This is a genomic window from Pseudomonas sp. BGI-2, assembly GCF_004310295.1.
Classification (GTDB): domain Bacteria; phylum Pseudomonadota; class Gammaproteobacteria; order Pseudomonadales; family Pseudomonadaceae; genus Aquipseudomonas.
Genome location: NZ_SISB01000046.1, coordinates 17,140 through 37,859, shown reverse-complemented (window position 1 = coordinate 37,859; position 20,720 = coordinate 17,140). Strand labels below are relative to the sequence as shown.

Annotated in this window: 21 protein-coding genes; 19 read left to right on the top strand and 2 right to left on the bottom strand. The window is 60.0% G+C overall.

The window, feature by feature from the left end; genetic code table 11:
- The first annotated feature begins 19 nt into the window (after positions 1-19).
- The 8 genes from EYC95_RS25240 (at position 20) to EYC95_RS25205 (ending at position 7,063) form a co-directional block, all read left to right on the top strand.
- Positions 20-205 (top strand): Trm112 family protein, encoded by a 186-nt coding sequence (locus EYC95_RS25240; protein WP_010461887.1) that lies wholly within the window; start codon positions 20-22, stop codon positions 203-205.
- Positions 202-966 (top strand): 3-deoxy-manno-octulosonate cytidylyltransferase, encoded by a 765-nt coding sequence (kdsB, locus tag EYC95_RS25235; RefSeq protein ID WP_131062740.1) that lies wholly within the window; start codon positions 202-204, stop codon positions 964-966. Before EYC95_RS25240 ends, kdsB begins: the two co-directional genes overlap by 4 nt.
- The gene (locus EYC95_RS25230; RefSeq protein ID WP_131062739.1) at positions 966-1,430 is read left to right on the top strand and encodes a low molecular weight protein-tyrosine-phosphatase; all 465 of its coding nucleotides are present in this window, start codon (positions 966-968) and stop codon (positions 1,428-1,430) included. Before kdsB ends, EYC95_RS25230 begins: the two co-directional genes overlap by 1 nt.
- Positions 1,427-2,446, top strand: a complete 1,020-nt coding sequence (gene murB, locus EYC95_RS25225; RefSeq protein ID WP_131062738.1) for a UDP-N-acetylmuramate dehydrogenase — start codon at positions 1,427-1,429, stop codon at positions 2,444-2,446. Before EYC95_RS25230 ends, murB begins: the two co-directional genes overlap by 4 nt.
- Before the next feature lie 258 nt (positions 2,447-2,704).
- Positions 2,705-3,175, top strand: a complete 471-nt coding sequence (locus EYC95_RS25220; RefSeq protein ID WP_131062737.1) for a (2Fe-2S)-binding protein — start codon at positions 2,705-2,707, stop codon at positions 3,173-3,175.
- The gene (locus tag EYC95_RS25215; RefSeq protein WP_131062736.1) at positions 3,172-5,493 is read left to right on the top strand and encodes a xanthine dehydrogenase family protein molybdopterin-binding subunit; all 2,322 of its coding nucleotides are present in this window, start codon (positions 3,172-3,174) and stop codon (positions 5,491-5,493) included. The genes EYC95_RS25220 and EYC95_RS25215 overlap by 4 nt, the downstream gene beginning before the upstream one ends.
- Positions 5,493-6,476 carry an XdhC family protein gene (locus EYC95_RS25210; RefSeq protein ID WP_131062735.1) on the top strand — a complete coding sequence of 328 codons (984 nt, stop codon included), beginning with the start codon at positions 5,493-5,495 and terminating at the stop codon, positions 6,474-6,476. Before EYC95_RS25215 ends, EYC95_RS25210 begins: the two co-directional genes overlap by 1 nt.
- Positions 6,473-7,063: an NTP transferase domain-containing protein gene (locus EYC95_RS25205; RefSeq protein ID WP_131062734.1), complete on the top strand. Its 591-nt coding sequence runs from the start codon at positions 6,473-6,475 to the stop codon at positions 7,061-7,063. The genes EYC95_RS25210 and EYC95_RS25205 overlap by 4 nt, the downstream gene beginning before the upstream one ends.
- Positions 7,064-7,264: 201 nt before the next feature.
- Here EYC95_RS25205 and rne read toward each other — a convergent pair whose 3' ends face one another.
- The gene (gene rne / locus EYC95_RS25200) at positions 7,265-10,489 is read right to left on the bottom strand and encodes a ribonuclease E (RefSeq protein WP_131062733.1); all 3,225 of its coding nucleotides are present in this window, start codon (positions 10,487-10,489) and stop codon (positions 7,265-7,267) included.
- Between the two features lie 700 nt (positions 10,490-11,189).
- On the opposite strand from rne, the gene rluC reads away from it, so the two are divergent.
- Genes rluC through EYC95_RS25185 form a run of 3 tightly spaced genes read left to right on the top strand, consistent with a single transcriptional unit; the run spans position 11,190 to position 13,815 of the window.
- Positions 11,190-12,152 (top strand): 23S rRNA pseudouridine(955/2504/2580) synthase RluC, encoded by a 963-nt coding sequence (rluC, locus tag EYC95_RS25195; RefSeq protein WP_131062732.1) that lies wholly within the window; start codon positions 11,190-11,192, stop codon positions 12,150-12,152.
- On the top strand, positions 12,139-12,801 hold the full coding sequence (locus EYC95_RS25190) for an HAD-IA family hydrolase (RefSeq protein WP_131062731.1): 663 nt from the start codon (positions 12,139-12,141) through the stop codon (positions 12,799-12,801). Before rluC ends, EYC95_RS25190 begins: the two co-directional genes overlap by 14 nt.
- A 24-nt stretch (positions 12,802-12,825) precedes the next feature.
- Entirely contained in the window at positions 12,826-13,815 is a 990-nt protein-coding gene (locus tag EYC95_RS25185; RefSeq protein WP_131062730.1) for a S49 family peptidase, read from the top strand.
- A 62-nt stretch (positions 13,816-13,877) separates the two neighbouring features.
- On the opposite strand, the gene EYC95_RS25180 is transcribed toward EYC95_RS25185, so the two are convergent.
- Entirely contained in the window at positions 13,878-14,456 is a 579-nt protein-coding gene (locus tag EYC95_RS25180; RefSeq protein ID WP_131062729.1) for a nucleoside triphosphate pyrophosphatase, read from the bottom strand.
- Positions 14,457-14,561: 105 nt separating this feature from the next.
- On the opposite strand from EYC95_RS25180, the gene EYC95_RS25175 reads away from it, so the two are divergent.
- From EYC95_RS25175 to pabC, 8 genes are all read left to right on the top strand, one after another.
- Positions 14,562-15,089, top strand: a complete 528-nt coding sequence (locus tag EYC95_RS25175; RefSeq protein ID WP_004371317.1) for a YceD family protein — start codon at positions 14,562-14,564, stop codon at positions 15,087-15,089.
- A gap of 13 nt (positions 15,090-15,102) precedes the next feature.
- Positions 15,103-15,285: a 50S ribosomal protein L32 gene (gene rpmF / locus EYC95_RS25170; protein ID WP_008152339.1), complete on the top strand. Its 183-nt coding sequence runs from the start codon at positions 15,103-15,105 to the stop codon at positions 15,283-15,285.
- Between the two features lie 4 nt (positions 15,286-15,289).
- Positions 15,290-16,300 (top strand): phosphate acyltransferase PlsX, encoded by a 1,011-nt coding sequence (gene plsX, locus EYC95_RS25165; RefSeq protein WP_131062728.1) that lies wholly within the window; start codon positions 15,290-15,292, stop codon positions 16,298-16,300.
- A 126-nt stretch (positions 16,301-16,426) separates the two neighbouring features.
- Positions 16,427-17,365 carry an ACP S-malonyltransferase gene (gene fabD / locus EYC95_RS25160; protein WP_131062727.1) on the top strand — a complete coding sequence of 313 codons (939 nt, stop codon included), beginning with the start codon at positions 16,427-16,429 and terminating at the stop codon, positions 17,363-17,365.
- 16 nt (positions 17,366-17,381) lie between these two features.
- Entirely contained in the window at positions 17,382-18,125 is a 744-nt protein-coding gene (gene fabG / locus EYC95_RS25155) for a 3-oxoacyl-ACP reductase FabG (protein WP_131062726.1), read from the top strand.
- A gap of 191 nt (positions 18,126-18,316) precedes the next feature.
- The gene (gene acpP, locus EYC95_RS25150) at positions 18,317-18,553 is read left to right on the top strand and encodes an acyl carrier protein (RefSeq protein WP_003442511.1); all 237 of its coding nucleotides are present in this window, start codon (positions 18,317-18,319) and stop codon (positions 18,551-18,553) included.
- Between the two features lie 107 nt (positions 18,554-18,660).
- The gene (fabF, locus tag EYC95_RS25145; RefSeq protein ID WP_131062725.1) at positions 18,661-19,905 is read left to right on the top strand and encodes a beta-ketoacyl-ACP synthase II; all 1,245 of its coding nucleotides are present in this window, start codon (positions 18,661-18,663) and stop codon (positions 19,903-19,905) included.
- A complete protein-coding gene (gene pabC, locus EYC95_RS25140; RefSeq protein WP_131062724.1) occupies positions 19,905-20,720 on the top strand; it encodes an aminodeoxychorismate lyase in 816 nt (271 codons plus the stop codon). The genes fabF and pabC overlap by 1 nt, the downstream gene beginning before the upstream one ends.

The following is a 20,720-nucleotide window of genomic DNA, read 5'->3' as shown; positions in this document are numbered from 1 at the left end:
TCTAATCCAGGGAATGCTCATGGACACCAAATTGCTCGATATCCTCGCTTGCCCGGTCACCAAAGGCCCGCTCAAGCTCAGCGCCGACAAGACCGAGCTGATCAGCAAAGGCGCCGGCCTGGCTTACCCGATTCGTGACGGCATCCCGGTGATGCTTGAAACCGAAGCCCGCACCCTGACCACCGACGAGCGTCTGGATAAATGACCACAGCCTTTACCGTTGTCATTCCATCGCGTTATGCCTCGACCCGTCTGCCGGGCAAACCGCTGCTGCTGATCGCCGGCAAGCCGATGATCCAGCACGTCTGGGAACAGGCGTGCAAAAGCAGCGCCGAACGTGTGGTGGTCGCCACTGACGACCCGCGCATCGTTGAGGCGTGCAAGGCGTTTGGTGCCGAAGTGGTGCTGACCCGCGAAGATCACAATTCCGGTACTGATCGTCTGGCTGAAGTCGCCGAGAAGCTGGGCCTGGCCGCCGACGCCATAGTGGTCAACGTCCAGGGTGACGAACCGCTGATCCCGCCGAGCGTGATTGATCAGGTCGCGGCCAACCTGGCCGCCCACACTGAAGCGCGCATGGCCACCCTGGCCGAGCCGATCGAGGACGTGGAAACCCTGTTCAATCCCAACGTGGTCAAGGTCGTCAGCGACCTCAATGGCCTGGCGCTGACCTTCAGTCGCGCCACATTGCCGTGGGCCCGGGACGCGTTTGCCAAAAGCCGCGAGCAATTGCCGGAAGGCGTGCCGTATCGCCGCCACATCGGCATTTATGCCTACCGCGCCGGTTTCCTGCATGACTTCGTCAGCTGGGGCCCGTGCTGGCTGGAAAACACCGAGTCCCTGGAACAGCTACGTGCCTTGTGGCACGGCGTGCGGATTCACGTCGCCGACGCGCTGATCGCACCGCCCACCGGTGTCGACACCGTCGAAGACCTCGAGCGCGTTCGTCGCCTGCTGGAGGCCTGATGCGCGTTCTGTTCGTATGCCTGGGCAACATCTGCCGTTCTCCGACGGCCGAAGGTGTGCTGCGGCATAAATTGCGCGAAGCGGGCATGGTCGATCAAATCGAAGTCGCCTCCGCCGGCACCGGTGACTGGCATGTCGGCAAGGCACCGGACAAACGCAGCCAGGCCGCCGCCAAACTGCGCGGTTACGACCTCTCCGCCCAACGCGCGCAGCAAGTGACCCGTGCGGATTTCGCCACCTACGACCTGATTCTGGCAATGGACAACAGCAATCTGCGCAACCTCAAGGCCTTGCAACCGGCCAAGGGCAAGGCCGAACTGGACCTGTTCCTGCGTCGCTACGATTCGGAAATCGATGAAGTGCCGGACCCGTATTACGACGGCGACCAGGGCTTCGAGCAAGTGCTGGACCTGATCGAGCGCGCCAGTGATCGGCTGGTAATCGAATTGAAGGGACGGTTATGAGTTTGCAGGTTCAAACTCGGGTTTCGCTCAAGCCGTTCAATACGTTTGGTGTCGATGTCCAGGCCCGGTTGTTCGTGGAGGCCCACAGCGATGCCGATGTGCGTGAAGCCCTGGCTTACGCGTCGGCCCATGACGTGCCATTGCTGGTGATTGGTGGCGGCAGCAACTTGTTGCTGACCGCCGATATCCAGGCGTTGGTGCTGCGCATGGCCACCCGCGGGATTCGTATCCTCAGCGATGACGGCAGCAAGGTGGTGATCGAAGCCGAGGCCGGCGAGCCTTGGCATCCATTCGTGCAACACACCCTGGCGCAGGGGTTGTCGGGGCTGGAGAACCTCAGCCTGATCCCCGGCACGGTCGGCGCGGCGCCGATGCAGAACATTGGCGCCTATGGCGTCGAGATCAAAGATGTGTTCGCCGGCCTCACCGCGCTGGATCGCCAGACCGGGGAGCTGCGCGACTTCACGTTGGCGCAGTGCAACTTCGCTTATCGCGACAGCCTGTTCAAACAGGAACCGGGGCGCTGGTTGATCCTGCGCGTGCGTTTCAACCTGGATCGCGCCGCGCACCTGCACTTGGAATACGGTCCGGTTCGTCAGCGCCTGACCGAGCAAGGCATCGATCATCCGACCGCCACCGATGTCAGTGAGGCAATCTGCAGCATTCGCAACGAAAAGCTCCCGGACCCGGCCGTGCTCGGCAATGCGGGCAGTTTTTTCAAGAACCCTCTGGTACCGGCGGCGCTGGTCGCGCAGCTGAAAAGCCAATACCCGGACCTGGTGGCCTACGCGCAACCCGATGGGCAGATGAAACTGGCGGCAGGCTGGTTGATCGAGCGTGCCGGCTGGAAAGGCTTTCGAGACGGCGATGCCGGCGTGCATAAGTTGCAGGCGCTGGTGCTGGTCAACTACGGCACCGCCACCGGCCTCCAGTTGCTGAACCTGGCGCAGCACATTCAGAAGGACATTTGCGAACGTTTCAAAGTCGACCTGGAAATGGAGCCGAATCAGTATTGAAGCTACGCTTTAATGACTGATCTCAAAGCCCTGCACACCTTCAACTGTGCAGGGCTTTTTTGTTAATGCTGGGTTAACTTAGCCCCCTAACGATGCATTCATTTGCTCCATCAAAGGCCGAGGCAGACGTTGCCGTTCGCTTTAAGAGAGCCTCATTAGCCTGAGCGGATCTGCGTGATGCCAACCGCCATCCCCTGGCGGCAGATTGCTCGACCCCATAACCCAAATCTATTAATTAGAAAAAATGGCGGCGTGCCTATGATTACCCTGAAGCTCAATGGTCAAGACCATCAACTCGACGTCACCGAGGACATGCCGCTGCTCTGGGCCATCCGCGACGTGGCCGGTTACAACGGCACCAAGTTCGGCTGCGGCATGGGCCTGTGTGGCGCGTGCACCATTCATATCGAGGGCGCTCCGGCGCGCAGTTGCATCACGCCGATTGGCTCGGTGGTCGGCCAGAACGTCACCACCATCGATAACCTGCACGTCGACCCGGTTGGGCAAGTCGTGCAACAAGCCTGGCTCGACACCGCCGTGGCCCAATGCGGTTTCTGCCAGGGTGGGCAGATCATGTCGGCGACGGCGCTGCTCAAGACCAACCCCAACCCCAGCGACGAACAGATCGAAGAGGCGATGGTCGGCAATATTTGCCGTTGCGGCACCTACAACCGCATCAAGACCGCCATCCGCCAGGCATCCACTCACCTTAAGGAGGCCAAGGCATGAGCCAGTTACCGAATGATTTTGCGTTGAGCAACCTCAGCCGCCGCGGCTTCCTGAAAGGGGTCGGCGCCACCAGTGCGCTGGTGCTGGTGGCCAGCTGGGGCTGGCAAGACGCTTTCGCCGAAGAAAAAGAGAAAAAATTCGGCGCCGACGGCATGCCCAATGGCTGGATCGATGATCCCAAGGTTTACATCAGCATTGCAGCTGACGGCATGGTGACGGTGGTCTGCAACCGCTCGGAAATGGGCCAGGGTGTGCGCACCAGCCTGACCATGGTGGTGGCCGATGAGCTGGACGCCGACTGGGCAATGATGAAAGTGCAGCAGGCGCCGGGCGACGAAATTCGTTTCGGTAACCAGGACACCGACGGTTCGCGCAGCATGCGTCACTGGTACGAACCGATGCGTCGTTGCGGTGCTGCCGCGCGGACCATGCTTGAACAAGCGGCTGCCGAGCAGTGGAAAGTGCCGGTCAGCGAGTGCCATGCGCAGCTGCACAAAGTGGTGCACCAACCGACCGGTCGTGAACTGGGCTACGGCGCCCTGGCCGCCGCGGCGGGTGCGCTGGCAGTGCCGGCCCGTGACAGCCTGCGGCTCAAGCAGCCGTCGGAATTTCGCTACATCGGCAAGGAAGGCAGCAAGGCGATCGACGGTGCCGACATCGTCAATGGCCGCGCCATTTACGGGGCCGATGTGCATTTCGACGGCATGCTCTATGCGGTGATTGCGCGTCCGGCGGTCTACGGCGGCAAGGTTAAATCCGTCGATTCCAGCGCCGCAATGAAAGTCCCGGGCGTGATCAAAGTCATTCAAATCGAAGGCCGTCCGCTGCCGTCCGAGTTCCAGCCATTAGGCGGCGTGGCCGTGGTGGCCAGCAACACCTGGGCCGCGATCAAGGGCCGAGAAGCGCTGACCATCGAATGGGATGACGGCCCCCATGCCAGTTACGACTCGATCGCCTACCGCAAAGAGCTGGAAGCCTCGTCCCTCAAGCCCGGCAAAGTGGTGCGCAATACCGGCAACATCGACGACGCCATGAAAGACGCCGACAGCACCCTAGAAGCCTCTTATTACCTGCCGCACCTGACGCAGGCGCCGATGGAACCGATGGTCGCCATCGCCCGGTTCAAGGAGGGTGTGTGTGAAGCCTGGGCGCCGAGCCAGGCGCCACAAGTCACCCGTGAACGGATTGGCGAACGCCTCGGCATTCCATTCGATAACGTCACCTTCAATGTCACCTTGCTGGGCGGCGGTTTCGGTCGCAAGTCCAAGCCGGACTTCATCATCGAAGCGGCAATCCTCGCCAAGGAATTCCCCGGCAAGGCAGTGCGGGTGCAATGGACCCGTGAAGACGATATCCACTGTTCCTACTTCCACACCGTGTCGGCTGAATACCTGAAGGCCAGCCTGGGCAAGGACGGCCTGCCCTCCGGTTGGTTGCACCGCACCGTCGCCCCGAGCATCACCGCACTGTTCGCCCCGGGCATGAACCACGAGGCAGCTTTCGAGTTGGGCATGGGCTTCACCAACATGGCCTATGCGATTCCCAACGTGCGCCTGGAAAACCCGGAAGCGGCGATACATACCCGGGTCGGCTGGTATCGCTCGGTGTCGAACATTCCCCACGGGTTTGCGATCCAGAGCTTTGTCGATGAATTGGCTCACAAGGCCAAGCAAGATCCACTCAAGTACCAGATCAAATTGCTTGGCCCGGACCGGCAGATCGATCCGCGCACCTTGAGCGAAGAGTGGAACTACGGCGAATCACCCGAGCGTTATCCGATCGACACCGGGCGGATGCGTACCGTGCTGGAAACTGCCGCCAAAGCTGCCGGTTGGGGGCGTGAGTTGCCCAAGGGCCGAGGCCTGGGCCTGGCGGTGCATTACAGCTTCGTCACCTATGTGGCGACGGTGATCGAGGTCGAAGTCAAAGACGACGGCACGCTGATCGTGCACAAGGCTGACATCGCGGTGGATTGCGGTCCGCAGATCAACCCCGAGCGGATTCGCGCTCAGTTCGAAGGTGCCTGCGTCATGGGCCTGGGCAATGCGGTGGTCGGGGAAATCAGCTTCAAGGACGGCATGGTGCAGCAGGACAACTTCCACATGTACGAAGTGGCGCGCATGTCGCTGGCGCCGAAGGAAGTGGCGGTGCATCTGGTCACGCCACCGGGCGTTGTGCCGTTGGGTGGTGTCGGCGAGCCAGGCGTACCGCCGATTGCGCCTGCGCTGTGTAACGCGATCTTCGCTGCCACCGGCCAGCGAATTCGCAGTTTGCCGGTTCGCTATCAGCTGCAAGGTTGGCAGAAGGCGCAGGCCTGATGGACAGCGCGGATCTGAACGTCCTGCGCAGCGTGCTGGAATGGCGCCGCGCCGGTCAGCGGGTGGTGTTGTACAGCGTGGTCCAGACATGGGGCACCGCGCCCCGGGCTCCGGGCGCGATGCTGGCGTTACGTGAAGATGGCGTGGTGATCGGCTCGGTGTCCGGTGGGTGTGTCGAGGATGATTTGATTGCCCGGTTGCACGATGGCCGGATCCCGTCTGACGGGCCGCCGGTGCAGTTGATCACGTACGGCGTCACCCGTGAGGAGGCCGCACGGTTTGGTTTGCCGTGCGGCGGCACGTTGCGCCTGACCGAGGAGCGGGTCGGCGATCCAGAGTGGGTCGCCGAGTTGCTGGCGCGCTGCGAGGACCATGAAATCGTCGCTCGCTCGCTGGATATTGCGACCGGTGAAGTGGTTTTGCAGGCGGCGAACAAAAGCGACGTACTGAGTTTTGACGGCAACACACTGCGCGCCATCTACGGTCCGCGTTGGCGGCTGTTGCTGATCGGTGCGGGGCAACTGTCCCGGTATGTCGCCGAGATGGCGCGGCTGCTGGATTTCGAAGTGCTGATCTGCGACCCGCGCAGCGAGTTTGTCTACGGTTGGGAAGAGCAGCACGGCCGTTTCGTCTCGGGGATGCCGGATGAGGCGGTGCTGAACATCCAGACTGACGAACGCACGGCCATTGTTGCCCTGACCCATGATCCGCGTCTGGATGACATGGCCTTGCTGACGGCGCTGGATTCCAGGGCTTTTTATGTCGGTGCCCTGGGCTCGCGGGTCAATAGCCTGAAGCGTCGTGAAAACCTGGCTCAGCTAGGCTTGTCACAACAGGCCATCGAGCGGCTGCACGGCCCGATTGGTTTGCACATCGGCAGCCACAGTCCCGCGGAAATCGCCTTGTCGCTGCTGGCCGAGATTGTGGCGATCAAGAACGGCGTCGAACTGAAGCAGAAGAAGCCGTTGCAGGAGGTTGTATGAGCGAATCCATCGGCGTCATCGTGCTGGCGGCGGGGCAGGGCAGTCGTTTCAGGCAGGTGGCGGGAGAGGACAAGGACAAGCTTCTGGCGGACTGCGCCGGTCGCGATGGCGCTGTTCGTTCGGTGATCGAACAGGTGCTGGTGAATTTGCCGGCCAGCCTTGAGAAGCGCGTGCTGGTGACCACCGACGATCGCCCGCAAGTGATGCGCATGGCTCAGGCGTATGGCTTCGAGATTGTGGTGATCGAGTCGACCGGGATGGGCGACAGCATTGCGGCCGGCGTGTCGGAGTGTCCAGCGCTCAGTGGCTGGTTGATTGTGCTGGGGGATATGCCGTTTATCTTACCGTCGAGTATTGAGCGGGTGGTGGCGGGGATTGCTGATGATTGCGTCAGTGTGCCCGTGCATGCGGGTGAGTACGGGCATCCGGTCGGTTTCGGTCGCAGTTTTGGGCCGGGGCTGATGGGGTTATCGGGTGATCATGGGGCCAAGCCATTGTTTGCCCAAGGCCGGGTGGTTGAAGTGGCGGTGGAGGATGCCGGGGTGTTGTGGGATGTGGATGTGCCTGCTGCATTAGTATTTTCCTGACACACCGTCTTCGCGGGCAAGCCTCGCTCCTACAGGTAGAGGTGTGCCGATGTTTTGTAATCGACGACAATCCTGTAGGAGCGAGGCTTGGTCCGGGCGGTGATCCGACGAAGAACGATAACGCGGTCTATCTGCTGCACCGCCCACATAAAAAAAGCCCCGCCTGGATCACCAGGCGGGGCTTTTTAGTGGCCGATGGAATCAGACGAGCGGTTTAGGCTCGTGTTCTTTTTCCAGGGCTTGCTCGTGTTGCTCTACCGCTTCCTGTACGGAGCGCGGCGCTTCTTCAATGACCGACTCGGCAGCAGGTGCCGCTTCGACCACTTCAGCAACAACCGGTGCAGGCTCGGCAGCGACAACCGCTTCAACCGGAGCAGCAGTGGCAGCCAGTTCGGCTTCCTTCTGCAGACGCTCGGCTTCACGCTTGCGACGACGCACTTCACGCGGGTCGTTCGGCGCACGGCCATTCTCGGTCAGGGCGCTAACCGGAGCTGCTTCAACGACCGGTGCAGCCACTTCGGCAACAACAGGCGCTTCAACCACCGGAGCAGGCTCGGCAGCAGCAACCACTGGCTCGGAGACCATGGCTTCAGCCACTGGGGCTTCAGCAACCGGTGCAGGCGCTTCAGCGGCAACCGGCTCGGCAACCCAGTTGAACGCGGTTTGTTCTTCACGAACTTCGCGGACAGCTTCGGTCACGGTTTCGCTGGAGGTCTCGACAACTGGCTCGGCAACAACCACTGGCTCGAAAAATGGAGCCATTTCAACAACGGGCTCAGCTTCACGAACCGGTGCCACTTCGATTTCCGGAGCAGCAGTGGCTTCGACCGCTGTCGTCGCTTCTACCACTGGCGCTTCAACCGGAGCCGTTTCCAGGGTGGCGGCAGTCGCGCGTTCGGCTTGCTCGTTGGCTTGTGCTTCAGCCGGCGCGCTGATCACGGTGCTGGCAACGGCTGCGGTAACAGCCAGGCCGGCGGCCAGATCAGAAGTGCTTGGCGCTTCGTTGCTGTCATCAGCTTCGCTGCCTTCGGCGGACTCGGATTCTTCCGAACCTTCGATCACGTTGCCGTTGGCATCGCGTTGACGCTCGCGACGGTTGCTGCGACGACGCTGGCCACGGGAGCGGCGGCGTGGACGATCGCCTTCGGCGCCTTCCTGACCGTCTTCCTGCAGTTGCTCTTCGTTGGTCACCAGCTCTTCTTCGGCAACGGCGGCAGTTTGCTCGACACGTGGCTGACGTTCTTCACGCGGTGGGCGCGGAGCACGTTCTTCACGTGGCTGGCGAGCCGGACGCTCTTCAGCGGTCGCAGCAGCGGTAGCCGCAGCAGCTGGAGCCGTGGCATCCAGAGGTTCGCGCAGTTCACGCACTCGTTCTTCACGCTCGCCACGTGGCTTACGGTCTTCACGAGGCGCGCGCGGTGCACGTTCTTCACGAGGAGCGCGTGGTGCGCGCTCTTCACGTGGAGCGCGTTCTTCGCGGGCTACTGCTGGGGTTTCTTCGCGGGCTTCGCGTGGTTGACGCTCTTCGCGTGGCTCACGTGGTGCGCGTTCTTCACGCGGTGCACGTTCCTCACGAGGCTTGCGCTCTTCATCGCGGCGACCGTTACGGTTGCGGCTCTGCTGACGACCATTGCGACGCTCTTCATTGCGGGCAGGGCGCTCGGTGGTCGCCGGTTTTTCAACAGCGGCCGGAGCAACAGGCTCTTCCTTGGTCGCAAACAGGCCGACCAGCGACTTCACCAGGCCTTTGAACAGGCTTGGCTCTGGCACAACGGCCGGAGCAGCAACCGGTGCGGCAACGACTTCGGTCGGAACCGGAGCGTTGGCGCGAGCCGGTGCTGTCTTGACCGCAGCTTCCTGGCGAACCAGGGTGCGGGTCGCAGCGGCTGGCTGGACTTCTTCGACTTCGGCAGCGGCAGCAGCGATTTCGTAGCTGGACTGGCCGACCGCGGCTTCCGGGCTGTCATCGCGCAGACGCTGAACTTCGAAGTGCGGCGTTTCGAGGTGATCGTTCGGCAGGATGACGATGCGGGCACGGGTGCGCAGTTCGATCTTGGTGATCGAGTTGCGTTTTTCGTTGAGCAGGAAGGCTGCGACCGGAATTGGCACTTGGGCGCGAACTTCGGCGGTGCGGTCTTTCAGGGCTTCTTCTTCGATCAGGCGCAGGATCGCCAGGGACAGCGATTCAACGTCACGGATGATGCCGGTGCCGTTGCAACGCGGGCAAACGATGCCGCTGCTTTCGCCAAGCGATGGACGCAGGCGTTGACGGGACATTTCCAGCAGGCCGAAGCGCGAGATGCGACCGACTTGCACGCGAGCGCGGTCGGCTTCCAGGCATTCGCGGACTTTTTCTTCCACGGCGCGCTGGTTCTTGGCAGGGGTCATGTCGATGAAATCGATGACGATCAGGCCGCCGATGTCGCGCAAGCGCAACTGACGGGCGATTTCTTCGGCGGCTTCAAGGTTGGTCTGCAGTGCGGTTTCTTCGATGTCGCTGCCTTTGGTGGCGCGCGCCGAGTTGATGTCGATGGACACCAGGGCTTCGGTCGGATCGATGACGATGGAGCCACCGGAAGGCAGTTCAACGACGCGCTGGAAGGCGGTCTCGATCTGGCTTTCGATCTGGAAACGGTTGAACAGCGGAACGCTGTCTTCGTACAGCTTGATCTTGCTGGCGTACTGCGGCATCACCTGGCGAATGAAGGTCAGGGCTTCGTCCTGGGCTTCAACGCTGTCGATCAACACTTCGCCGATGTCCTGGCGCAGGTAATCGCGGATGGCGCGAATGATCACGTTGCTTTCCTGGTAGATCAGGAATGGCGCGGAGCGATCCAGCGAGGCTTCTTTGATGGCGGTCCAGAGTTGCAGCAGGTAATCGAGGTCCCACTGCATTTCTTCGCTGCTGCGGCCAAGGCCTGCAGTGCGCACGATCAGACCCATGTCGGCCGGGGCAACCAGGCCGTTCAGGGCTTCACGCAGTTCGTTGCGCTCTTCACCTTCGATGCGACGGGAGATACCGCCGGCACGCGGGTTGTTCGGCATCAGCACCAGGTAACGACCGGCCAGGCTGATGAACGTGGTCAGGGCCGCGCCCTTGTTGCCACGTTCTTCTTTTTCTACCTGAACGATGACTTCCTGGCCTTCGCTCAGGACGTCCTTGATGTTGACGCGGCCTTCGGGGGCTTTCTTGAAGTATTCGCGGGAGATTTCTTTGAGGGGCAGGAAACCGTGGCGCTCGGAGCCGAAATCGACAAAGGCAGCCTCAAGGCTTGGTTCGATGCGAGTAATCCGGCCTTTATAGATGTTGGCCTTCTTCTGCTCGCGTGCACCGGATTCGATGTCCAGGTCGTAGAGGCGTTGGCCATCTACCAGTGCAACACGCAACTCTTCGGGTTGAGTTGCGTTAATCAGCATTCTTTTCATGTAGTACCGTCGGTTTCCGGGCTGCCGGAAACGGCGTTCGGCACACACGACTTCTCACGGTCGGTGTCAGGTGCGTCGGGAGTGGTTGGCCATTCCCGTGTCCAGCGATGTCCGGCCAATTGGGCCGTTATCGCGACGTACGCGTCCTGCTTGCTGTGGCTACTTAAGCACTCAGTCAGGAGGAGGAATCAACCAGCGGCTGTGGACGAGATGAAGCGTCTTGATAAAGCCTAATGCTACACAGTCCAGCGGTTGTGCATCTCCACCCTACACGTATCCCTGATAATTCGGGTGCTGCCGCGCGCAGAATCCGCAGCGGGTTGGCATTTACCGTGAGCTCCGAAGGGGGAGGTCACGCATCATGGCTAATTTAGGCGTTGTTTCCGAAGCGTTCGCTCGGGGTCGTCCGTAGCCGACTGCACTTTGTGAACTGGCCGTGAATATTGGCTCGAAAGGCGAGTGAAAACTCTGCTTTGCGGCTTGATTCAGGCCTCATGTCACCTGCGCTCGTTACAGCTGCAAACTCCACCGTTACGTAGCGAAAGCCCCGTAGGACGGCCTCGCGCCCTGGTGAATTGCGTTGGTCAGGGCCGGTTTTTGACCGTTAGTCCGCTGTCCAGGCCGCTTTTGGCGGCGTTCGCGACTATAGCAGCAATGATTAAGTGCTTCAATTCCATAAAAAATTGTTATCATCCGCGGCATGACGACTACTGCCCCTTCGACCCCAGCCGTACAACTGCTGGAGGTCTCGCCGGAATATGCCGGCCAACGTATTGATAACTTCCTTCTCGCTCGGCTCAAAGGCGTGCCCAAGACTTTGATTTACCGCATTTTGCGCAAGGGCGAAGTGCGAGTGAACAAAGGTCGGATCAAGCCCGAATACAAGCTGCAGGCGGGCGATATCGTGCGCGTGCCGCCGGTTCGCGTGCCTGAGCGTGACGAGCCGGTGCCGTTGGCCCAGGGCCTGCTGCAACGCCTCGAAGCCTCGATTGTGTTCGAGGACAAGGCGTTGATAGTGATCAACAAGCCTTGCGGCATCGCGGTTCATGGCGGCAGCGGACTGACTTATGGGGTGATCGAAGCCTTTCGTCAGTTGCGTCCCGACTGCAAGGAGCTCGAACTGGTTCACCGTCTCGACCGTGACACCTCCGGTCTGCTGATGATCGCCAAGAAGCGCAGCATGCTGCGTCACTTGCACACGGCATTGCGCGGTGATGGCGTCGATAAGCGCTATATGGCGCTGGTCCGCGGTAACTGGGCGGCCTCGATCAAGCAGGTTCGTGCGTCGCTCGGCAAGAGCAATCTGCGTTCCGGCGAGCGTATGGTCGAGGTCGACGAGGAGGAGGGCAAGGAGTCTGTGACCGTGTTCAAGGTCCTGCGTCGTTTCGGCGACTTTGCCACCCTGATCGAAGCCAAGCCGATCACCGGCCGGACTCACCAGATCCGCGTTCATACCCTGCACGCCGGGCATTGCATCGCTGGCGATACCAAGTATGGCGATGAAGGTTTCAGTAAGGAAATCCGCGATCTGGGCGGCAAACGCTTGTTCCTGCACGCCTACCTGCTGACCGTGCCGCTGCCGGATGGGGGTGAGTTGAAGTTGCAGGCGCCAGTGGACGAAATGTGGGCCAAGACCGTGGAGCGCCTGAGTGCACCCCTCTGATTACAAGCTGCTGATTTTCGATTGGGACGGCACGCTGGCTGACTCCATTGGTCGGATTGTCGAGGCGATGCATGTCGCGTCCGAACGGTCGGGGTTTCAGTTGCGTGATGATTTTGCAGTCAAGGGCATTATCGGTCTGGGCCTGCCTGAGGCTATTCGCACGTTGTACCCCGAAATTGGCGATGACGAGCTGGTAGCGTTCCGGCAGCACTATGCGGATCACTACATCGCCGCCGAAGCCGTGCCCTCGCCGCTGTTCGAAGGTGTGGTCGAGTCGATGGAGGCGTTTCGTGCCGAGGGTTATCATCTGGCTGTGGCGACGGGCAAGGCCCGTCGCGGGCTGGATCGGGTGCTGAAAGCTCACGGCTGGGAAGATTATTTCGATATCACCCGCGCCGCCGATGAAACCGCCAGCAAGCCTCATCCGCTGATGCTTGAGCAGATTCTCGCCCATTGCGAAGTTCAGTCGGGGCAGGCGCTGATGGTCGGTGATTCGTCCTTCGATTTGCAGATGGCGCGTAACGCCGGTATGCATTCGGTGGCGGTCAGTTATGGCGCTCAATCGATCGAGGCGCTGAGGCTGTTCGAGCCGCGACTGGCCATTGATCGTTTTTCAGAATTGCATGCCTGGCTGAGTCAGCGGGCTTAATGGGTTTTTGCTGGGGTAGATGTCATGACCGACGAATGGAAAGCGCCCGCCAAGGCGAGTGCAGAGAGCGGTGACGAAAAAAGCTGGAAGCTGCTGGAAAAGACCTTGTTGGCCAGTGTCCAGGAGCAGCGCCGGTCTCGTCGCTGGGGGATTTTCTTCAAGCTGCTGACCTTTGTGTATCTGATTGGCGCGTTGATTCTGTTCACGCCGCTGATGGATATGGAAAAAGGTGCGGCCCGTGGTTCCCACTACACGGCGTTGATCGACGTGACCGGCGTGATTGCTGACAAGGAGCCGGCCAGCGCTGACAACATCGTCGGCAGTCTGCGTGCAGCCTTCGAGGATGATAAGGTCAAGGGTGTGATCCTGCGCATCAACAGCCCGGGCGGCAGTCCGGTGCAGTCGGGTTACGTGTATGACGAGATCGTGCGTTTGCGCGGCTTGCACCCGGACACCAAGGTGTACGCAGTGATCTCCGATCTGGGTGCATCCGGTGCTTACTACATCGCCAGCGCGGCTGATCAGATTTACGCCGACAAGGCGAGCCTGGTCGGTTCCATTGGTGTGACGGCGGCCGGTTACGGCTTTGTCGGCACCATGGAGAAGCTCGGTGTCGAGCGTCGGACCTACACGTCGGGCGAGCACAAGTCATTCCTCGACCCGTTCCAGCCGCAAAAGCCTGAGGAAACTCGGTTCTGGCAGGGCGTGCTGGATACCACGCACCAGCAGTTTATCAACAGCGTGAAGAAGGGCCGTGGCGACCGTCTCAAGGACAAAGAGCATCCGGAACTGTTCTCCGGGCTGGTCTGGAACGGGGAGCAGGCATTGCCGCTGGGTTTGATCGATGGTCTGGGGAATGCCAGCTCGGTGGCACGTGATGTGATTGGCGAGAAAGAGTTGGTGGATTTCACCGTTCAGGAATCGCCGTTCGATCGCTTCTCGAAGAAGCTCGGTGCCAGCGTGGCTGAGCAACTGGCGATGTGGATGGGCTTTAACGGTCCGTCGTTGCGCTGATCTCTGGCAGCACAAAAAACCGGCCCAAGTGGCCGGTTTTTACATTTGCACGGTTGTGGTGTTCAGGGGATTTGCACGCCTTCGGCCAGCAGCATGTCGATCAGGCGAATCAGCGGCAGGCCGATCAGGCTGGTGGCGTCAGGGCCTTCGGTGCTTTGAAACAGGCTGACCCCTAAACCTTCAGCCTTGAAGCTGCCAGCGCAGTCGTAGGGTTGTTCAGCGCGCAGGTAGCGCTCGATGCGTGCCGGGTCCAGCGTGCGCATGTGCACGGTGAAGGGCACGCAGTCGACCTGGCAGCCGCCGGTCTCGCTGTTGAGCAGTGCCAGGCCTGTCAGGAAGGTCACGCTGGCACCGCTCGAAGCCAGCAGTTGTTCACGGGCCTTCTCGAAGGTGTGGGGTTTGCCGATAATCCGTTCGCCGAGGACTGCGACCTGATCGGAGCCGATGATCAGATGTGCGGGATGGCTGCGGGCAAGTGCCCGGGCTTTTTCTGTGGCGAGGCGTTTTACCAGCTCAATGGCAGACTCGCCCGGGCGATGGCTTTCATCGATATCCGGTGAGCTGCAGGTGAACGGCAGCTGCAAGCGGGCCAGCAATTCCCGGCGATAAACCGAGCTTGAAGCGAGTAATAAAGGCAGCATGCGCATCTCCTGAAGGCAGGCGCGAATTCTACCGAGGCTTCCAAGTGACGGACAGGGCTGAATTTCCTTTGACATGGCTGGGTGCATCCCTATAATGCTGCGCCTATGTTGAATGACCCGATTCCACCTCACGTTGACCCGCGCAAATTGGCTGACCGTGGCACCACCCTTCAAGGTGAACTGCTGCTGGCCGATTTGGAGAGACTCTGCGACCCGCTTTCCGACACTGTCGGTACGGTGCAGGCTAAATTCGTTTTTGAACGAGATGAACGTAAGTCTGTGGTAATCCACAGCTTTATCGACACCGAAGTCAAAATGGTTTGCCAGCGTTGTCTTGAGCTGGTCACCCTGCCGATCCATAGCGAATGCAGTTATGCTGTGGTGAAGGAGGGTGCGAATACCCAGTCGTTGCCGAAAGGTTATGACGTGCTGGAACTGGGCGAAGATCCATTGGATCTGCAGTCACTGATCGAGGAGGAGCTTCTGCTCGCCTTGCCCATTGTGCCTGCTCATCATCCGGAAGAATGCCAGCAGCCGGCGGGTCTCGATGAGCCCGAACCGAGCGAGGACGAGGTAACGCGGTCCAACCCGTTCAGTGTATTGGCGCAGTTAAAGCGTGACCCAAACGTTTAGGAGTTAATCAATTATGGCTGTTCAGCAGAACAAAAAATCCCGCTCTGCCCGTGACATGCGTCGTTCGCACGACGCCCTGACGGCAAGCACTCTGTCTGTAGAAAAAACCACCGGTGAAATTCACCTGCGTCACCACGTATCGCCAGAAGGCGTATACCGTGGCCGTAAAGTGATCGACAAGGGCGCTGACGAGTAATCACTTGTCTGCTCAAGTCATCGCGATTGACGCAATGGGCGGGGACTTCGGTCCCCGCAGCATTGTTCAGGCCAGCCTTGCTTGTCTGTCTGCTACGCCCTCGCTGCACCTGACCCTCGTCGGTCAACCCTCTCTTCTTGAAGAATTGCTCTCTGGCCAATCGGCTGTGGATCGCTCGCGTCTGTCGATTGCTCCGGCATCCGAAGTCATCACCATGGACGAAAAGCCTGCCCAGGCGTTGCGCGGCAAGCCTGATTCGTCGATGCGTGTGGCGCTGGAGTTGCTGCGCGATGGCAAGGTGCAGGCCTGTGTCAGTGCCGGCAATACCGGTGCGCTGATGGCGTTGTCGCGGTTTGTGCTCAAGACGTTGCCGGGCATCGATCGACCGGCGATGGTTGCGGCGATTCCAACGCAGAAGGGTTATTGCCAGTTACTCGATCTGGGCGCCAATGTCGATTGCAGCGCCGAACACCTGTTGCAGTTCGCAATCATGGGGTCGGTGGCGGCGGAAGCCTTGGGTATCGTTCGCCCGCGTGTGGCCTTGCTGAACATCGGCACCGAAGACATCAAGGGCAATCAGCAGGTCAAGCTCGCTGCAACCTTGTTGCAAAGTGCCCGTGGTATCAATTACATCGGCTTCGTCGAAGGTGACGGTTTGTACCGTGGCGAGGCGGACGTGGTGGTGTGTGACGGCTTTGTCGGCAATATCCTGCTCAAGTCCAGCGAAGGCCTGGCGACCATGATTGCCGGGCGAATCGAAGCCTTGTTCAAGAAGAACCTTGCCTCGAAAATGGTCGGCGCGTTGGCGCTGCCGCTGATGAGGCGCTTGCAAGCCGATCTGGCACCTGCGCGGCATAACGGCGCAAGTTTCCTGGGTTTGCAGGGGATTGTGGTGAAAAGCCACGGTTCGGCCGGGGTCCAGGGTTTCCAGAGTGCGATTTCCCGGGCGCTGATCGAGATCCAGGAAAACCTGCCGGAACGCATTCATGGTCGTCTGGTGGATTTGTTGCTTTAGGCGTTTTCGTCGGACAATGCTTAAATGTGACCGCTCAGTTCAATTTGCCATCCAACTGTCAGTTTCTTGCGTTCCTCCAAGCGGGACGTCAATTCTCCGACGACAAGATCATTAGGGGCTTGTTACATGTCTGCTTCCCTCGCATTCGTCTTTCCGGGACAGGGTTCGCAGTCCCTCGGCATGCTGGCCGAGTTGGGCGCGCAACATCCGGTTGTCCTCGAAACATTCAAAGAAGCTTCCGATGCTCTGGGTTACGACCTGTGGGCACTGACCCAGCAAGGGCCGGAAGAGCAACTCAATCAAACCGATAAAACCCAACCGGCCATTCTGACCGCCTCGATTGCCCTGTGGCGTCTGTGGCTGGCTGAAGGCGGCGCGCGTCCGGCGTATGTTGCCGGTCACAGTCTGGGCGAATACAGCGCTTTGGTCGCGGCAGGTAGCTTGAGCCTGGGCGACGCCGTCAAGCTGGTTGAACGCCGTGGTCAGTTGATGCAAGAAGCCGTTCCGGCCGGGCAGGGCGGCATGGCCGCGATCCTCGGTCTGGACGACGCTGACGTGTTGGCAGCCTGCGCCGAAGCGGCGCAAGGCGAGGTGGTCAGCGCGGTCAACTTCAACTCCCCTGGCCAAGTGGTCATCGCCGGAGCCAAGGCAGCGGTCGAGCGCGCCATCGAAGGCTGCAAGGCTCGTGGTGCCAAGCGTGCCATGCCGTTGCCGGTCAGCGTGCCGTCCCATTGCGAGCTGATGCGTCCGGCGGCCGAGCGTTTCGCCGAGTCGATCGCAGCGATCGACTGGCAGGTGCCGCAGATCCCGGTGGTTCAGAACGTCAGCGCCAGCGTGCCAGCGGATCTGGAAACCCTCAAGCGCGATCTGCTTGAGCAGCTTTACAAGCCTGTACGCTGGGTCGAATCGGTTCAGGTACTGGCCGCCAAGGGTGCTACCCAGTTGGTCGAATGCGGCCCTGGCAAAGTGCTGGCTGGTCTGAACAAGCGTTGCGCCGAAGGCGTGTCGACATCCAACCTCAATACCCCCGATGCCTTCGCTGCCGCCCGTGCAGCGCTGGCCTGAATCAGGAGAAGCCTGCATGAGTCTGCAAGGTAAAGTTGCATTGGTCACCGGCGCGAGCCGCGGTATCGGCCAGGCTATCGCCCTGGAATTGGGTCGTCAGGGTGCCATCGTTATCGGCACCGCGACGTCTGCCTCGGGTGCCGAGCGCATTGCCGCTACCCTGAAGGAAAACGGTATTCAAGGCACTGGCCTGGAACTCAACGTCACCAGCGACGAGTCCGTTGCTGCAGTACTGGCGAGCATCACTTCGCAATTCGGTGCGCCGGCGATCCTGGTCAACAATGCCGGTATCACCCGCGATAACCTGGTGATGCGTATGAAAGATGACGAATGGCATGACGTCGTCGATACCAACCTGAACAGTCTGTTCCGCCTGTCCAAGGGCGTTTTGCGTGGCATGACCAAAGCCCGTTGGGGACGAATTATCAGTATTGGCTCTGTTGTGGGTGCCATGGGCAACGCAGGCCAAGTAAACTACGCAGCCGCCAAGGCCGGTCTGGAAGGTTTCAGTCGTGCGCTGGCGCGTGAAGTCGGTTCGCGTTCGATTACGGTAAACTCGGTGGCCCCTGGGTTCATCGACACCGATATGACCCGCGAACTGCCCGAAGCGCAGCGTGATAGCCTGATAGCGCAAATTCCGCTGAGCCGTCTGGGGCAAGCACAAGAGATCGCGTCTGTGGTCGCTTTTCTTGCATCCGACGGTGCGGCTTACGTTACTGGGGCTACAATCCCGGTGAATGGCGGGATGTACATGAGTTAAATGTGACGGGTTGCTTCAAAAAAATGTCATACGAGCTGTCTAAAATCCGTTATAAAGCTGCAATCTATTTATAGGCAGAGGGCCACCGGGTTTGAGGAGTGAAGCTTTCAGTTGAAAAACTGAAAAGTCTTTCTATACACTTACCCACTGGCCAGCTGCCTGAATTTGTCCATTAGGAGTGAAAACAAGGTATGAGCACCATCGAAGAGCGCGTCAAGAAAATCGTTGCTGAGCAACTGGGCGTTAAAGAAGAAGAAGTGGTCAACACTGCTTCCTTCGTTGAAGACCTGGGTGCCGACTCCCTTGACACCGTTGAGCTGGTGATGGCTCTGGAAGAGGAATTCGAGACCGAAATCCCTGACGAAGAAGCTGAGAAGATCACTACTGTACAAGCTGCAATCGATTACGTTACAAACCACCAGGCTTAATAGCTTGTAATCGTTGCTTGCTGTCATGGAAAAACCGCACTGCCTCATGGCGTGCGGTTTTTTCTTTAGGCCTGATGCAAAGTCGTCATTTGAAAAAGGAGAGTGCTGTGTCGCGTAGACGCGTCGTAGTCACCGGTATGGGTATGTTGTCGCCACTGGGCACGGATGTGCCGAGCAGTTGGCAGGGCATTCTGGCTGGCCGCAGTGGCATTGGTCTGATCGAACACACCGACCTTTCTGCCTATTCCACCCGTTTTGGCGGCTCGGTAAAGGGCTTCAATGTCGAGGAATACCTGTCGGTCAAGGAAGCTCGCAAGCTCGACCTGTTCATTCAATACGGTCTGGCCGCAGGTTTTCAGGCAGTTCGTAACGCCGGTCTGGAAGTCACCGACGCCAACCGTGAGCGCATCGGCGTGGCCATGGGTTCGGGTATTGGCGGTCTGACCAATATCGAAGAAACCAGCCGCACCCTGCATGATTCCGGCCCACGACGGATTTCTCCGTTTTTCGTGCCTGGCTCGATCATCAATATGATTTCCGGTTTTCTGTCCATCCACTTGGGTGCACAGGGACCTAACTACGCCATCGCCACCGCGTGTACCACCGGTACGCACTGCATCGGCATGGCAGCCCGAAACATCATGTACGACGAAGCCGACGTGATGATTGCCGGCGGCGCCGAGATGGCGGCGTGCGGTCTGGGCATGGGCGGCTTCGGTGCCTCCCGTGCACTGTCGACCCGCAACGACGAGCCGACCCGCGCCAGCCGTCCATGGGACAAGGGTCGTGATGGCTTCGTGTTGTCCGATGGTGCCGGCGCGCTGGTTCTCGAAGAACTGGAACACGCCAAGGCGCGCGGCGCGACCATCTACGCCGAGCTGATCGGTTTCGGCACCAGTGGCGATGCGTTCCACATGACGTCGCCTCCGGCAGACGGTGCAGGTGCTGCGCGTTGCATCACCAACGCCCTGCGTGATGCGAAGATCAATAGCGATCAGGTTCAGTACATCAACGCCCACGGCACCTCGACGTCGGCCGGCGACCTCGCCGAAGCCTGTGCGATCAAGTCGGTGTTCGGCGATCACGCCTACAAACTGGCCGTCAGTTCGACCAAGTCCATGACCGGTCACCTGTTGGGTGCAGCAGGTGCGGTCGAGGCGATCTTCAGTGTGCTGGCAATCAACAGCCAGGTGGCTCCACCGACCATCAACCTCGATGAGCCGGATGAAGGCTGCGATCTTGATTTCGTTCCGCACACCGCGCGCAATATGGATATCGATGTGGTGCTGTCCAACTCCTTCGGATTTGGCGGTACCAACGGCTCGCTGGTGTTCCGCCGGTTCGCTGACTGATGGACAGCTGGGTCGACGGTCAGCCGGCTGACACTTTGTCGCTGAAAGATCGCGGCCTGGCTTACGGTGATGGTCTGTTCGAGACCATTGCCGTGCGAGGCGGGCAACCGTTGCTGCTGGACCGACATCTGGCGCGTCTGGTCGATGGCTGTTTGCGCCTGGCGATTGCTGCCGATCATGAGTTGATCCGCAGTGAGCTGCTGGCCTATGCCAGCACACTGAAGGAGGGTGTGCTCAAACTCATCATCACCCGCGGCGACAGTCTGCGTGGTTACGCCCCCGATCCCTCGGCTCAGGCCCGACGTATTCTGCAAGGCAATCCTCCCGCGGCTTATCCTGCCGTTCATGGCGAGCAGGGCGTTCGCCTGTTCCCTTGTGCGACACGCCTGTCCAGGCAACCACTGCTTGCCGGCCTCAAACACCTTAACCGTCTGGAGCAAGTGATTGCTCGCGCCGAATGGCAAGATACGGAGCATGCCGAAGGCTTGATGCTTGATCTGGCGGGGCGCGTGATCGAAGGTGTGTTCAGCAACCTGTTCCTGATCCGCGATGGCGTGTTGATCACGGCTGATTTGAAGCGCTGTGGCGTGGCCGGCGTAATGCGTGCCGAGTTATTGTTTCAAGCCGAGTCATCGGGGGTCCCCACACAAATCACCGACATCAGCCTGGATCAGCTGCAATGGGCCGATGAAGTCTTTGTCTGCAACAGCGTGTATGGCGTTTGGCCGGTGCGCGCCTATGCTGCGCTGAGCTGGTCGGTTGGGCCGCTCACCCGTAAACTCCAAACCATTGCCCGCGCGCTACTGGATGCTTGA

Excerpts from the sequence above, each read along its gene's own strand:
- EYC95_RS25240 (WP_010461887.1), top strand. The coding sequence starts at position 20 with ATGGACACCAAATTGCTCGATATCCTCGCTTGCCCGGTCACCAAAGGC.
- kdsB (WP_131062740.1), top strand. The coding sequence starts at position 202 with ATGACCACAGCCTTTACCGTTGTCATTCCATCGCGTTATGCCTCGACC.
- EYC95_RS25230 (WP_131062739.1), top strand. The coding sequence starts at position 966 with ATGCGCGTTCTGTTCGTATGCCTGGGCAACATCTGCCGTTCTCCGACG.
- murB (WP_131062738.1), top strand. The coding sequence starts at position 1,427 with ATGAGTTTGCAGGTTCAAACTCGGGTTTCGCTCAAGCCGTTCAATACG.
- EYC95_RS25220 (WP_131062737.1), top strand. The coding sequence starts at position 2,705 with ATGATTACCCTGAAGCTCAATGGTCAAGACCATCAACTCGACGTCACC.
- EYC95_RS25215 (WP_131062736.1), top strand. The coding sequence starts at position 3,172 with ATGAGCCAGTTACCGAATGATTTTGCGTTGAGCAACCTCAGCCGCCGC.
- EYC95_RS25210 (WP_131062735.1), top strand. The coding sequence starts at position 5,493 with ATGGACAGCGCGGATCTGAACGTCCTGCGCAGCGTGCTGGAATGGCGC.
- EYC95_RS25205 (WP_131062734.1), top strand. The coding sequence starts at position 6,473 with ATGAGCGAATCCATCGGCGTCATCGTGCTGGCGGCGGGGCAGGGCAGT.
- rne (WP_131062733.1), bottom strand. The coding sequence starts at position 10,489 with ATGAAAAGAATGCTGATTAACGCAACTCAACCCGAAGAGTTGCGTGTT.
- rluC (WP_131062732.1), top strand. The coding sequence starts at position 11,190 with ATGACGACTACTGCCCCTTCGACCCCAGCCGTACAACTGCTGGAGGTC.
- EYC95_RS25185 (WP_131062730.1), top strand. The coding sequence starts at position 12,826 with ATGACCGACGAATGGAAAGCGCCCGCCAAGGCGAGTGCAGAGAGCGGT.
- EYC95_RS25180 (WP_131062729.1), bottom strand. The coding sequence starts at position 14,456 with ATGCTGCCTTTATTACTCGCTTCAAGCTCGGTTTATCGCCGGGAATTG.
- EYC95_RS25175 (WP_004371317.1), top strand. The coding sequence starts at position 14,562 with ATGTTGAATGACCCGATTCCACCTCACGTTGACCCGCGCAAATTGGCT.
- rpmF (WP_008152339.1), top strand. The coding sequence starts at position 15,103 with ATGGCTGTTCAGCAGAACAAAAAATCCCGCTCTGCCCGTGACATGCGT.
- fabD (WP_131062727.1), top strand. The coding sequence starts at position 16,427 with ATGTCTGCTTCCCTCGCATTCGTCTTTCCGGGACAGGGTTCGCAGTCC.
- fabG (WP_131062726.1), top strand. The coding sequence starts at position 17,382 with ATGAGTCTGCAAGGTAAAGTTGCATTGGTCACCGGCGCGAGCCGCGGT.
- acpP (WP_003442511.1), top strand. The coding sequence starts at position 18,317 with ATGAGCACCATCGAAGAGCGCGTCAAGAAAATCGTTGCTGAGCAACTG.
- pabC (WP_131062724.1), top strand. The coding sequence starts at position 19,905 with ATGGACAGCTGGGTCGACGGTCAGCCGGCTGACACTTTGTCGCTGAAA.